The following is a 13,477-nucleotide window of genomic DNA, read 5'->3' on the forward strand; positions in this document are numbered from 1 at the left end:
AGATGATATCGTATCCGATATCATCTTTTAAATATTAATGAGACATAAGGTCTTGGGCAACTTCACGTCCAGACATTTTAGCTGGGAAGTATGTTGGCCAGTTTTCCATTTCCTCAAATAATTTTTCTTGGCTTTCTGAACCCCAGAAGATATGGAAGTGTTCAGCTTTATTCGGTTTAATACCATGGTCACTAAATTGGATATATTTGAATTGACCAGCATCTTTTTCCTTAGCTTCAAAGAGATAACGTACTCCACGATTACCTTTTTTATAAGTTAAGATTTTGTAACCTGCATATTTGTATGTAAATGTTTGTGATTTACCATTACGTACAAAGGTCATTTGGTGTTTTTTACCATCAATCTTGATTGATTCTACGTCAGTCTTGTAACCTGCTGTATAATATTTTTTGTACTCTGCAGCAGTCATATCTTTTTTAGATTTAGCTTTGTAATCCCAAACTGGATCAAGTGTTCCATCTTGAAGAAGAGGATATACTGATTGCCAATTACCAGAGTAATCTGTCAATTTACGGTCTTTAACATCTTTAGTTTTAAAGTAACCTGTTTCAACTGTTTTAGTTTTATCTTCTTCAGGAGCTACTTCTTTACCTGCAACATCTGTTGTCTTTTTAAGAACTTTCAAATTACGTCTCATAACTGAGAAGTAATCTTCGCCAGCTGCCATTTCTTTTTTAGAAAGTCCTTCAAGTGGACTAAGCACAGCTGTTTTCACGCCAACTTCATCTGCTAAAGTTTTAGCAACTTTATTTGAAGCATTTTCTTCAAAATAAATGTAGTTGATGTTATATTTCTTGATGTATTTAGCTAATTCGCCTAAACGTTTTGATGAAGGTTCTGCATCTGGAGTAAGACCAGCAATTGGAACTTGATTTAAACCGTAATCAAGCGCCATGTAACCAAACGCTGCGTGTTGAGTCACAAAACTCTTTTGTTTAGCATTTGACAAACCATTTTTGTATTCTTTGTCAAGCTCTTTTAATTTTGCAATGTAAGCATCTGCATTTTTATTAAATGAAGCTGCATCTTTTGGATAAGCTTTGACAAATTTATTACGGATGTTTTCTACAACAGAAATCGCACGTTCTGGAGACAACCATACGTGTGGGTCAAGTTCATGATGATGCCCTTCATGACCATGTCCTTCATGTTCTTCACCTTCTTCTTCGACGCCTTTAGTAAGTAACATATCGCCAGTACCTTTAATAGTTGTTACTTTTTTGGATTTAACTGATTTAGCTACTTTTGGAGCCCAAGTTTCCATGTTATCATCCATGTAAACAAAAGCATTTGAATCTTGGATGGCAGCGATGTTTTTAGTTGATGGTTCAAAATCATGCGGCTCTGTACCTGCTTTAATTAACATAGATACATCAGCTTTATCACCAACGACATTTTTTGTAAACTCATAAACTGGGTAAAAAGTTGTTACCACTTTAAGTTTACTATCAGCCCAAACTTGTTTAACTTGAACAAGTTGCCAAGCTGCAAACATAGCTACAAAGCTTATCAATAAAAGAAATTTCTTTCTCATTTTTTCTCCTTTTTATTTAACCCATTATTTACCGGTTAATATTTTACTAGTAAAGTATAGCACGATATTTTTTTTTTGCAAGTTTTATATACTTATGCAAGCGTTTTTATCTTAAAAACCCGGAAAATATTCCGAGTTTTTTAATCTCCCATTGAAAAGCGATTTGTCATTAAATTACTTGCATCAAATAGAATACGATTTAACAATTCTTGGCTTTCTTTTTGAACATAGTCACTCATTTCTTGATTTTTCTGTTGAAAATCAATCTCTTTATTCTCAGCAACTTCTCTATCAATACCATTAATATGTGCATGTCCTTGGGCCATCGTTCTCTCGATATAGCTTTCAATATCAGCTTCATGTTGATAAAAGTGTGGATCTGCTAGAGCTGCAATTAAACGATTGGTCCAATAAAAATTATCTGTTGAAGCATCCTTGGTTGTATTCGAAAAATAGTCTGGTACAGTCTCAACTTGTGTAAACAACGGCACCATGGTTGCAAATGGCATAGAGCCATAAGATAACCATTGAACACCTGTCGTTTCAAGTGATTTATTTGGTCGCAATTGTAGAATAGACGTTTGACTAGTTCGGTTGATACCAACTGAACGAAAAGCTCTCCTACTTACCGCATCCCCTTCTGGTCCATATGGGTCATACACACTGTCTTGATAATGATCACTCAACACATATTTAATATCCTCAACAGTAATTTTTCGGTAAGGCTTTTGACACCAGGGAATAAACAAACTACGTGGATCCTGTTCAATTTCAGGATTTAAAAAACGCTGCATTGCCCAACTTCTTGGTGTGTTGTAATGACGATCTTTATCACGTTGGCTACCAAAAGCATATCGAGGATTGAAATGCTCATTAGAATAGGTCAAATCTAAATGGTATTGTTCGATAAACTCTTTCAAATCACTAGAGCACATGTAGTCATCACAGTTATTAAATTCAAAATGATCAATTCCTAGTTGGTTAGGATTAGTAACATAAACATCATCAGGTACGCGACGAGCAATCCAATGATGCCCACCAATTGTTTCTAACCACCATATTTCTTCGGTATCTGAAAAAGCAATACCATTTGATTCATAGGTTCCATATTTTTCCAAAATAGCACCTAAACGCTCCACACCTTCTCGCGCTGACTGAATATAGGGAAGCACTAAAGTGAGTATATCCTCTTCCCCTATACCATCTGAAACCAAAGGATCTGCACCCAAAACGCGGGAATTCGTTGTAATAGTTTCTGTAGCACTCATCGCTACATTTTTACTGTTAATACCGGCTTCACCCCATATACCATCTTTTCCCAATGCGTCCGGTACTGAAGTATAAGGAAGTGGGTTATCTGGTAAATCTACTTCAAAATTTGATAAAACTGATTTGTAATGACGCGGTTGATCTTTAGATGTCATTACCTTTAATTTTTTGGGTGTGAAATCGCCATTAACAGAGTCTTCCGTTCTAGCGATCATAGTCGAACCATCATAAGAAGCCTTTTTACCAACCAATATTGTTGTACAAGCCATGCTAATATCTCCTTCTATAATTCATCTGCAATTTTATTTATTTTCCGTAAGCGATGGTTAACGCCACTCTTACTCAGAGGCGTTTCTAAACTGTCTGCTATTTGTTGAATAGAGTAATCTGGATGAGCCACACGCACCTGAGCTACTTGTCTTAAATCACTAGGCAGTGCATCAAAACCAATAGTATCCATAATCTTGATAATATTATTGATAGTCTTCATACTAGCTGTGATTGTTCTAGCAATATTAGCTGTTTCAACGTTGTTAGCACGGTTAATATCATTACGTGTCTCACGTATCATTTTAATCTCTTCAAAAGCATCTCTAGCTTCCATGGCATCAATGACTATCAAGAAATCCATAATATCTTCTGCTTTTTGCAAATAAGTTACTGCTCCATGTTTATGTTCAATAACCTTTGCATCTAACATAAATTTTTTCATAAGATTAGCTAAGTCTTGTGCATGGTCTAGATAAACAGAAAAAATTTCTAGTTGATATTTTCCAGAATCAGGTTCTCTAACAGTACCCGTTGATAAGAATGCTCCCCTGAGATAAGCTCTTCCATTTTCATCATTGTCCAATATAGAGTGTTCAATACCAGTTTCAATACCAAAAAAAGCATCAGCCAACTTCAAATCAGCAAGAATAACATCAACTTTTTCTTCAATAAAAACAGTATACACACGATTCTTTCGTAAGTTCGTTTTTTGATGGTATTTGATTTCTGGCTGCAAATGATAATGTTCTTCTAACATGCTATAAATATGACGAGCAATTTTAGCATTTTCTGTGGTAATAGAAAGGTTGAGGCCGTGGTTAGCTAATCCTAAACTACCTGACATTTTGATAATAGCTGACAGTTCCATCTTATTTTCACTCTTATGACCTAGCAACTCTTCTTTGACTTTTACTGTAAAACTCATAAATGTGTTCCTACTAAATTCATTAGTTCCTCAACAACGAAGTCACCATGATGGAAGGCTCCACCTTTTTCTAATTTTAAAAAGTTAGACGAGATGACACGTCTGGCATGTTTTCTAAGCCCTGAAAAATCATGTTCAACCTGTACCAAATACTCATCAAAATGATTGTTTTCCATATAAGACTCTGGCACTTTTTCAATATTAACCAAAACTGTATCGATAGCATCTTGTCCTAAATGACGTTTCAATACTTCAACGTGGTCTGCGTCTGTAAAATGCTCAGTTTCACCACGTTGTGTCATAATATTGCATACATAAGCTACCTCTGCCCGAGTTTCTAAAAGAGCTTGTTTAATCTCTGGAATAACTAGGTTAGGTAAAATAGAGGTGAAAAGTGACCCTGGACCCAACACAATCATATCACTTTCTAAAATTGCATCAACAACTTTGCGGCTGGCCGTAGGAGTCTCTTCATTATAAGTATTAGTGACATACACATGGTCAATCATGCCTTTATAATCGGCTATTTGACTCTCTCCAACCACTTCATGGCCATCTTTAAAAACAGCATGCAGAGTGAGCGGATGTTCACTAGATGGATATATCTTTCCTGTTGTATGAAAGAACTGTGTTAAACTCTGCATAGCGTTATAAGTTGAACCTTGCATTTCAGCAACACCAGCAATAATAAGATTTCCTAAAGGATGACCTGCAAAATCCCCATCACCTTCTGCAAAACGATATTGGAAAATTTGTTCGTAAAACTTCGGCATATCACTCAAGGCAACCAAAACATTTCTTAAATCTCCTGGCGGTGTTAGTTGCATAACTGAGCGCAACTCACCTGACGAACCACCATCATCTGCCACCGTGACAACCGCTGTAATCTCAACATCTTCTAAGCGAAGACTTTTCAAAATAACTGGAATTCCCGTTCCTCCGCCAATAACGGTTATTTTAGGTTTTCTCATGAACGATTCACCGTCTCCTTACGCTTATTTTTATCACGATGGCTTTCATTCACTGTCCAATCTGCTTTTAAATCTTCTGATAATCTATGAGCAAAAGCGGTGCTACGATGTTGCCCACCTGTACATCCGATTGCCACAGTCAAAACAGATTTCCCTTCTTTTTGATAGCCTGGTAAGATTGGCTTTATTAAGGCAAGAAGATGGTCATAAAAATCGTCTGATTCATCAAAACTCATGACATAGTCATAAACCTCAGTATCTAAACCTGTCTTATCTCTTAATTCTGGTTTATAGTATGGATTTGGTAAAAAACGCACATCGAATACTAAATCCGCATCCAAAGGTATACCATATTTAAACCCAAAACTCATAACTTCAATACGAAAAGAACTTTGACTATCTTGATTTGAGAATTCTTCAGAAATGACCTTACGTAGTTGTCTTGGTGTTAATTCACTAGTGTCCACAACGTTCTGACTCATACTTTTAAGCGGTGCTAATAGTTCTCTCTCTAGAGAAATACCATCTAACACTCTGCCGTCGGCAGCAAGAGGGTGGCTACGACGTGTCTCTTTATATCGTGACACTAGCTCGGTGTCAGTAGCATCTAAAAATAGAATCTTAAAGTTAATATTATCATTAATTTCAAGGCTATCCAAAATAGAGTTAATTTCTCTAAAGAAAAGACGACTACGCATGTCAACTACCATAGCAATCTTGCTTGTATCTCCTGATTGTGCTGCTAATTCTAAAAACTTAGGCACTAGAGTAGGCGGCATATTATCTATTGTAAAATATCCTAAATCTTCAAATGACTGAATAGCCACTGTCTTTCCTGCCCCACTCATACCTGTTACAATCACAAGTTTGATTTGTTCGTCTGACATTACGATTACCTCTTTCTCTTATGTTTTATGCCATTATACCACAAATGGCTAGCAATTAGGATTTTACTTCAGAGGAAAAGAAACTCATTCTAAATAGTAAAATCTTGTCGGAATGCTCCCAAATTTGGTAAACTAGACCCAAAGGAGTTTATTATGCTTTATGAAGTAACCTCATCAAACACTCAAGGCGTTGATGGAAAAGTTTATCTCTCCAATGGAAAAATTGTGGAGACCAATCACCCTTTAAATCATTTACCAGGATTTAATCCTGAAGAATTAATTGCTTTAGCATGGTCAACATGTTTAAATGCAACTATAAAAGCTATTTTAGAACAAAAAGGATTCAAAGACCTAAAATCTCGTGTTGATGTTAATTGCCAGCTCATGAAGGAAAAGCAAGTAGGTAAGGGATTTTATTTCCAAGTTAACGCTGTTGCTAGTATTGAAAAACTGTCATTATCTGATAGTAAGCTAATCGTTAACAAAGCACACAGCAGATGTCCGATTTCAAAATTAATTTCAAATGCTAAAACAATCAATCTAGACACTGTTAAATGGTCAGTTTGAATCTTTACAAGTTAGTGCTTTCATATTATAATAAAACACGTGCATAATCGAGGATTTCTCGGACTGGTTCGAAAACTTCCCAGAATAAAAAACTAAGTGACTGAAAATATGATTGAATTTAGAAAACTAAATTCATTTTTTCGTGTGATCTTGGTAACTGCCAAGATCTTTTTTATTGCCATGACTATTGTTAATAGTTTCATAAAAGCATAGAACATTCACTAATATTAAAAGAAAGGAGACAAATGAACAAAGAAAAAATTATTATCGATTGCGATCCCGGTATTGATGATACCTTAGCACTGATGTATGCTATTCAGCATCCTAAGTTAGAAGTTGTTGCTATTACTATAACAGCAGGCAATTCGCCTGTTGAGCTAGGACTAAAGAATACCTTTGTAACGCTTGAATTACTAAATCGTCGCGACATTTCAGTTTATGTTGGTAATAACTTGCCTTTACAACGTGAATTTGTATCTGCTCAAGATACTCATGGAATGGATGGCCTTGGAGAGAATAACTTTACATTGGCGCAACCAATTATCTTTCAAGAAGAATCAGCAGATTGTTTTTTAGCAAACTATTTTGAACACAAAAATGATACTTCTATTATAGCTCTCGGACCTCTGACCAATATCGCTCGAGCCTTACAAACTAATCCCAAATTAGGCAAACATTGCAAGCGATTTGTTAGCATGGGAGGAAATTTTAAATCACATGGCAATTGTTCTCCAGTTGCTGAATACAACTATTGGTATGATCCCCATGCTGCACAATATGTATTTGAAAACCTTGACAAAAAAATAGAGATGGTTGGACTAGACATCACACGTCATATTGTATTAACCCCCAATCATTTATCTTATATGGAGCGTATTAATCCAGACGTATCAACTTTTATCCAAAAAATCACAAAGTTCTACTTCGATTTTCACTGGCAATATGAGCATATTATTGGATGTGTGATAAATGATCCTTTAGCTATTGCTTACTTTGTTAATGAAAATATCGCTACTGGTTTTGATAGCTATACCGATGTTGCTTGTCACGGAATCGCCATGGGACAAACAATTGTAGATCAGTATCATTTTTATAAAAAAGATGCTAACAGTAAGATTTTAACCTCAGTCAATACTAATTTATTTTGGAATGATTTTATGACCGTCCTATTACATGCACAAAATTCAGTCATCATTGAAGACTTAGAAATGTTAGGACTTAACAAATGACAAAATCACCTGCTCGTTTAATTTCATTTATCTCAATCGCTATCGCCATCAACCTTATTGGGGCTAATTTAGCTCTATTTTTACGCCTACCTATCTATCTAGATACTATAGGTACATTGCTAATAGCAGTTATCCTGGGACCATGGTACGCTGCCAGCACTGCTTTTCTCAGTGCACTCATCAATTGGATGACTACTGATATTTTTTCACTTTATTATTCACCAGTCGCCATCGTAGTTGCTATCATTACTGGTATCTTGATTAAAAGGAATTGTAAACCCTCTAGCCTATTGTGGAAATCACTGATTATTTCTTTACCAGGAACTATTATTGCTTCAGTTATAACAGTTATCCTTTTTAAAGGAATTACCTCTAGTGGCTCAAGTATTATAGCACAATTCTTACATGGAATTGGATTAGACATGACAAGTAGTTTGATACTTGTTCAAGTTGGAACAGATTATATTGATCGACTAATCAGTCTTATCCTTGTCTTTTCGACAATCACATTGTTAAAAAAACATAGTCCCAATTTAATTAACCAACGATTCTAAAGACCATAATAAAAAAGCGCACTAGCTAGCGCTCTTTTTATTATGGTTTGATACGATGTAACATACGTGGGAATGGAATAGCTTCGCGAATATGTTTGGTACCAGCAACAAAAGTTACCATACGTTCAATACCTATACCAAAACCGCCATGAGGAACAGAGCCGTATTTACGAAGGTCAAGGTAAAAGTCGTATTCTGATTTAGCCATACCTAGTTCATCCATTTTAGCCACAAGAGCATCGTAGTTGTCTTCACGCATTGAGCCGCCAATGATCTCTCCATAACCTTCTGGAGCTAAAAGATCAGCACAAAGAACGCGTTCTGGATTTCCAGGAACTGGTTTCATATAAAATGCTTTAAAGCTTGCTGGGTAATTCACTACAAATGTCGGCACTCCAAAGTAATTAGAAATCCAAGTTTCATGTGGTGAACCAAAGTCATCACCATGCTCTAAATGTTCATAATCTGTATCTTCATCTGCTTCATGCTCTTGAAGAAGTGTAATAGCATCATCATAAGAAACACGCTTGAATGGCTCTGCGATATAACGTTTGAGAGCCTCAACATCACGTTCTAAAATATCAAGTGCTTGAGGCGCACGATCTAGAACGCCTTGGATCAATGCTTTAACATAAGCTTCTTGAAGGTCAAGTGATTCCTCATGTGACAAGAAAGAATACTCGGCATCCATCATCCAAAATTCTGTTAAATGGCGACGTGTTTTAGATTTTTCAGCACGAAAGACTGGACCAAAGTCGAAAACTCGGCCTAGAGCCATTGCTCCAGCTTCAAGGTATAATTGACCAGATTGGCTAAGAAATGCTGGTTTCCCAAAATAGTCTGTTTCGAATAACTCTGTTGAATCTTCTGCTGCATTTTCTGATAAAATTGGGCTATCAAATTTGATAAAACCATTTTGGTCAAAGAATTCATAAGTTGAATAAATAATAGCGTTACGAATTTGCATAACAGCCATTTGTTTACGAGAACGCAACCAAAGATGACGGTTGTCCATCAAGAAGTCTGTCCCATGCTCTTTAGGAGTTATAGGATATTCATGTGACTCTCCAATGACTTCAAGGTCAGTAATATCAAGCTCATAGCCAAATTTTGAACGTTCATCCTCTTTAACAATCCCTGTTACATAAACAGATGTTTCTTGGTTGAGACGTTTAATAACGTCAAATTTTTCAAGACCTGATTCTTCACCATATTTTTCAATGAAGTTTGGTTTAAAAGCGACACCTTGGAAAAAGGCAGAACCATCGCGCAACTGTACAAACGCAATCTTACCTTTACCTGATTTGTTAGCAACCCAAGCACCAATAGTAACTTCTTGACCAACATAATCTTTAACATCAACAATTGAAATAAGTTTTTTTGACATAAGTTTCTCTCTATTTTTATTTAATTAATTTCATTACTTCCCATAAAGACATGCAGTCTACGAACAGCTTCTTTAAGGGTTCCAAGATCTGTAGCATAACTCAGACGAACATTTTCCGGCGCTCCAAAACCAGCACCCGTTACTAAAGCAAGTCCAACTTCTTCAAGAATGGCATCCGTGAATGCTGTAACATCCGTATATCCTTTCATTTCCATTGCTTTTGTAACATTTGGGAAAAGATAAAAAGCACCTTGTGGTTTAACAACCTCAAACCCAGGGACCTGACACAACAATGGATAAATGATATTAAGGCGTTCTTCAAATGCTAGCCTCATTTTTTCAAATGACTCTTGAGAACCATTTAAAGCCTCAATAGTAGCATACTGTGAGACAGCCGTAAGGTTAGAAGTTGTTTGACTGACTACTTTAGACATTGCCGCTATAATATCATGATTACCCACTGCAAAACCAACACGCCAACCTGTCATCGCATAAGTCTTAGAAACTCCATTTATGACTATCGTTTGGTTTCGAATGGACTCTGAAAGGCTTGAAATAGGGGTAAAAATATTGCCATTGTAAACCAATCGACCGTAAATATCATCTGCTAAAATTAGGATATCATGTTCGACTGCCCAATTTCCAATAGCCTCCAACTCCTCAGCTTTATAAATCATACCTGTAGGATTTGATGGACTATTAAGAAGTATGACTTTTGTCTTATCAGTCCTAACAGCTTCTAACTGTTCCACAGTTACTTTGAAGTGATTAACTTCTTTTGCTGTGACAAAAACTGGCTTACCTTCAGCCATCTTAATCTGATCAGCATAAGATACCCAATAAGGAGTCGGAATAATTACTTCATCACCGGGATTCAGTACTGTCATAAAGAAAGTATAAAGGATAAACTTAGCACCAGTTCCCACAACCACCTGATTAGGTTTAAGGGAGTAGCCATAAAAACGTTCAAAATACGCATTAATTGCTGACTTCAACTCCGGCAAACCACTTGATGGTGTGTAAAAACTTGCACGTCCATCTGTTATAGCCTCAATAGCCGCTTGCTGAATGTTTTTAGGAGTAGCGAAATCAGGCTCCCCTAAAGTTAAACTAAGAATATCTCTTCCTTGTACTCTGAGTTCTCTTGCTTTAGCTCCCGCAGCTAAAGTAACACTCTCTTCCATATTGAGTACACGTTCTGACAAATAGGTCATCACTCCTCCTTTTATCAACGTACTACTATTATTTAATCTTGAGTCGCACTGTCAACATCTTATTTTTAGACAATGATCTTTACCATTATATCAAAAATTTAGCCATTTCAGTCAAGACCTTGTTAATTTTTTCCTTAGAAATTTCAAAATCTCTACCAAGAGAATGCATGATGGTTTGTCCATAAGATTTAATAACCAATCTGCTATCCAAAATAATTACCGCTGACTTTTGTTCTTCTCTCCTTGTAGTACGTCCCAAGGCCTGTTTTAATTTTAAGACAGTCATTGGTAAAGAATAGTCATAAAAGAAGTTTTTCCCCTCTTTTGTTAAACTCTGCGATAGTTTCTGGATAAAATAGTCTTTGGGATTATCAAAAGGCAATCGCGTGATAACTTCAATAAGACGATCACGATGTACAAAGTCAACACCTTCCCAAAAAGATCCTGTACCTAAAAGAAGATTGCTTTCTCCACGATCAAAACGTTTTTTAACGTTATAAGCTAAGCCATTTTTATCTTGAGTAAGATGTTTTATCTCCCACTTATCCAAATAATCAGATACCATAAACATTGTCTGTTTAGAAGTTAATAAGACTAAGGTAGGCTGCTTTAACGTCATTATATCTTGTAAACGCTTGGCTATTTCGTAAGCATACTGTTCCGGTGATAAATCAAGTATATTAGGCATAGAGGTATCAATCCATACTTTCTGATTGGCATTTTTCTCATGCGCTATCTTCTCTGTGCTTATACTTGAAAATCCTCCTAAAAGATCTGACAAGTAGACTTTGGGACTGATTTGTAAAGTAGCTGATATCATATAGGTCTTTTTTGTGGGAGGGAGGAACTCTGAAAATTTAAGAAAATCTTCTCTCGCCCCACGTAAAATGGTTAAACGCTTCTCATTGACTTTATCAGTTTCAAACCAATAGTTAGTATAAGTAGCTGTGAAAAAAGTTTGTAAATCATCTAATCCTACTACTTCTAAAGCGTTTATACTATTTTTTAGACGTTTCAACCAGGTCTCTGAAAATTCAAAAGAATTATGACGATAAAAAAGTTCTGCTGCATGACTTAACTCATAAGAAATACTTTCCAGAAGGCGCTTTTGTAATAACGGAATAGGACTATCAATTATTTTTTGAATAACCTGCAATTGGTGACTAATATCAAGTTGCCCACGAGAAAAATTTTCCAGTCCCAAAACAAGTTTCTGAGCTTCATCAAAAACTAAAACCTTCCCCTTTGCAAAATCTTTGTCATCCTGAACACGCTCAAGAAAATAAGCATGATTAATAATAACAAGTTGACTTTGTGCAACTTTATCATAACTGCGTTTCCAAAAATCCAGATCATAAAAAAGTGATGATTGAGTCACTTCTCCATCGTGTTTTAGCTGGTCAAAGTAAGATTCTAATCGTTGTTTTTGTTTAATTTCATCCAAATCACCTGTAGTCGTTTCCGTCAACCACACTAGCAGTTGCATTTTAAAACGATTTATCAATCGATTTCGATCCTGCACTTGGAGGCTCTTATAAAACGCATCTAACTTCAAGTAATTTCTCGGTCCTTTGATACTGTGACAGGGAATATGAAAAAGTTCTTGAATGTGCTTTATTTCTTTAGCCATTATTTGATCTTGCAAAATCTTTGTTGGAACAGATACTATTATTTGTTGTTTTTGAGACTGATCCAATAAAGGCAAGAGATATCCATATGTTTTACCAAGTCCTGATTGAGCTTCTAAAAACGTTGTTGTTTGATCATTAAAATGCGCTTTAACCAAGTCAGCAAAAACAATTTGCTTAGGGCGAGCATCCATACCTAACAAAGCCATGTTAACTTGAAAATCACTAGATAATTTCTTAGGCTTTCCAACAGCTTTTTCTTTTTTTAAGACCAATCCTTGCCAGAAATAATATTCTTTAGGATTAACGAAATCAGCTTCTTGATAAGCTTCTTCAATCAATAAATAGGATTCGAACAAAAGATTATCAGCAAATGTTAAAATGGTCTCCAACACTTCTTTAGGTAAACTACTAATTTTAGCTTTTAACTTAATGAATAACTGTGCTGTAGCTCTTGCATCTGCAATAGCAGTGTGCGCATCTGTTAATTCAATATTTAAGCTTTCTGCTAATGCCCCTAAAGAATATTTTTCTAAACAGGGATAAAACACTTGTGATAACTCTACTGTATCTATCCTTGGTGTACGTAACTCGAAGCCTTCTAAAAATAGTTGCTCAGCCAATAAATTTGCATCGAACTTTACATTGTGGGCAACAAAAATACAATCTTCAATCAATTGATAAATGTGATGCGCCACTTGACCAAAATCCGGAGCTTTAACCAACTGCTTATCCGTAATACCTGTCAAATGAACAATATGCTCATCCAAAGATTCATGAGGATTAACATCTGTTTCATAACTATCAATAATTTTATTTCCTTGGATAATAACAATCCCAACCTGAATAATAGAAGCATTGGGACCTGCTCCAGTAGCCTCCAAGTCAACTACTGCATATTTTCTAAGTTTTTTCTGGGTCATAGTAAGTCTATTATAGCACGCTATATCTATAAAACAAAACATGACTGTACCTCAAAGATGCCATCACTCCAATAACCAAGATAAGATAATTTTTTAAG

11 protein-coding genes and 1 riboswitch are annotated in these 13,477 nt (G+C 35.8%); of the genes, 3 read left to right on the top strand and 8 right to left on the bottom strand.

Annotated elements, in window-relative coordinates; genetic code table 11:
- Window positions 1-34: 34 nt before the first annotated feature.
- From HMPREF9171_RS105915 to rapZ, 5 genes are all read right to left on the bottom strand, one after another.
- Complete coding sequence (locus HMPREF9171_RS105915) at window positions 35-1,555, bottom strand: zinc ABC transporter substrate-binding protein AdcA (protein ID WP_001227397.1); 1,521 nt, start codon at window positions 1,553-1,555, stop codon at window positions 35-37.
- Window positions 1,556-1,695: 140 nt separating this feature from the next.
- Window positions 1,696-3,093: a C69 family dipeptidase gene (locus HMPREF9171_RS105910; protein WP_000752456.1), complete on the bottom strand. Its 1,398-nt coding sequence runs from the start codon at window positions 3,091-3,093 to the stop codon at window positions 1,696-1,698.
- Window positions 3,094-3,107: 14 nt separating this feature from the next.
- Window positions 3,108-4,019 (bottom strand): DNA-binding protein WhiA, encoded by a 912-nt coding sequence (whiA, locus tag HMPREF9171_RS105905; protein ID WP_000011316.1) that lies wholly within the window; start codon window positions 4,017-4,019, stop codon window positions 3,108-3,110.
- Window positions 4,016-4,990 (bottom strand): YvcK family protein, encoded by a 975-nt coding sequence (locus HMPREF9171_RS105900; protein WP_001231102.1) that lies wholly within the window; start codon window positions 4,988-4,990, stop codon window positions 4,016-4,018. Before HMPREF9171_RS105900 ends, whiA begins: the two co-directional genes overlap by 4 nt.
- Window positions 4,987-5,877, bottom strand: a complete 891-nt coding sequence (rapZ, locus tag HMPREF9171_RS105895; RefSeq protein ID WP_001278845.1) for an RNase adapter RapZ — start codon at window positions 5,875-5,877, stop codon at window positions 4,987-4,989. Before rapZ ends, HMPREF9171_RS105900 begins: the two co-directional genes overlap by 4 nt.
- 153 nt (window positions 5,878-6,030) lie before the next feature.
- Here rapZ and HMPREF9171_RS105890 point away from each other — a divergent pair, with 153 nt between their 5' ends.
- From HMPREF9171_RS105890 to HMPREF9171_RS105880, 3 genes are all read left to right on the top strand, one after another.
- Window positions 6,031-6,444 carry an OsmC family protein gene (locus tag HMPREF9171_RS105890; RefSeq protein WP_000965178.1) on the top strand — a complete coding sequence of 138 codons (414 nt, stop codon included), beginning with the start codon at window positions 6,031-6,033 and terminating at the stop codon, window positions 6,442-6,444.
- Window positions 6,445-6,501: 57 nt separating this feature from the next.
- A riboswitch (PreQ1 riboswitch) is annotated at window positions 6,502-6,546 on the top strand.
- Between the two features lie 143 nt (window positions 6,547-6,689).
- The gene (locus tag HMPREF9171_RS105885; protein ID WP_001031103.1) at window positions 6,690-7,673 is read left to right on the top strand and encodes a nucleoside hydrolase; all 984 of its coding nucleotides are present in this window, start codon (window positions 6,690-6,692) and stop codon (window positions 7,671-7,673) included.
- Complete coding sequence (locus HMPREF9171_RS105880) at window positions 7,670-8,227, top strand: ECF transporter S component (RefSeq protein ID WP_000167485.1); 558 nt, start codon at window positions 7,670-7,672, stop codon at window positions 8,225-8,227. Before HMPREF9171_RS105885 ends, HMPREF9171_RS105880 begins: the two co-directional genes overlap by 4 nt.
- Window positions 8,228-8,267: 40 nt before the next feature.
- Here HMPREF9171_RS105880 and asnS read toward each other — a convergent pair whose 3' ends face one another.
- The 3 genes from asnS to HMPREF9171_RS105865 form a co-directional block, all read right to left on the bottom strand.
- On the bottom strand, window positions 8,268-9,614 hold the full coding sequence (gene asnS / locus HMPREF9171_RS105875) for an asparagine--tRNA ligase (protein WP_000038471.1): 1,347 nt from the start codon (window positions 9,612-9,614) through the stop codon (window positions 8,268-8,270).
- 20 nt (window positions 9,615-9,634) lie between these two features.
- Window positions 9,635-10,828: a pyridoxal phosphate-dependent aminotransferase gene (locus HMPREF9171_RS105870; protein ID WP_000221828.1), complete on the bottom strand. Its 1,194-nt coding sequence runs from the start codon at window positions 10,826-10,828 to the stop codon at window positions 9,635-9,637.
- Window positions 10,829-10,913: 85 nt separating this feature from the next.
- A complete protein-coding gene (locus HMPREF9171_RS105865; RefSeq protein ID WP_000192267.1) occupies window positions 10,914-13,379 on the bottom strand; it encodes a bifunctional DnaQ family exonuclease/ATP-dependent helicase in 2,466 nt (821 codons plus the stop codon).
- Window positions 13,380-13,477 lie beyond the last annotated feature (98 nt).

The organism is Streptococcus agalactiae ATCC 13813 (assembly GCF_000186445.1).
Taxonomy (GTDB): Bacteria; Bacillota; Bacilli; order Lactobacillales; family Streptococcaceae; genus Streptococcus; species Streptococcus agalactiae.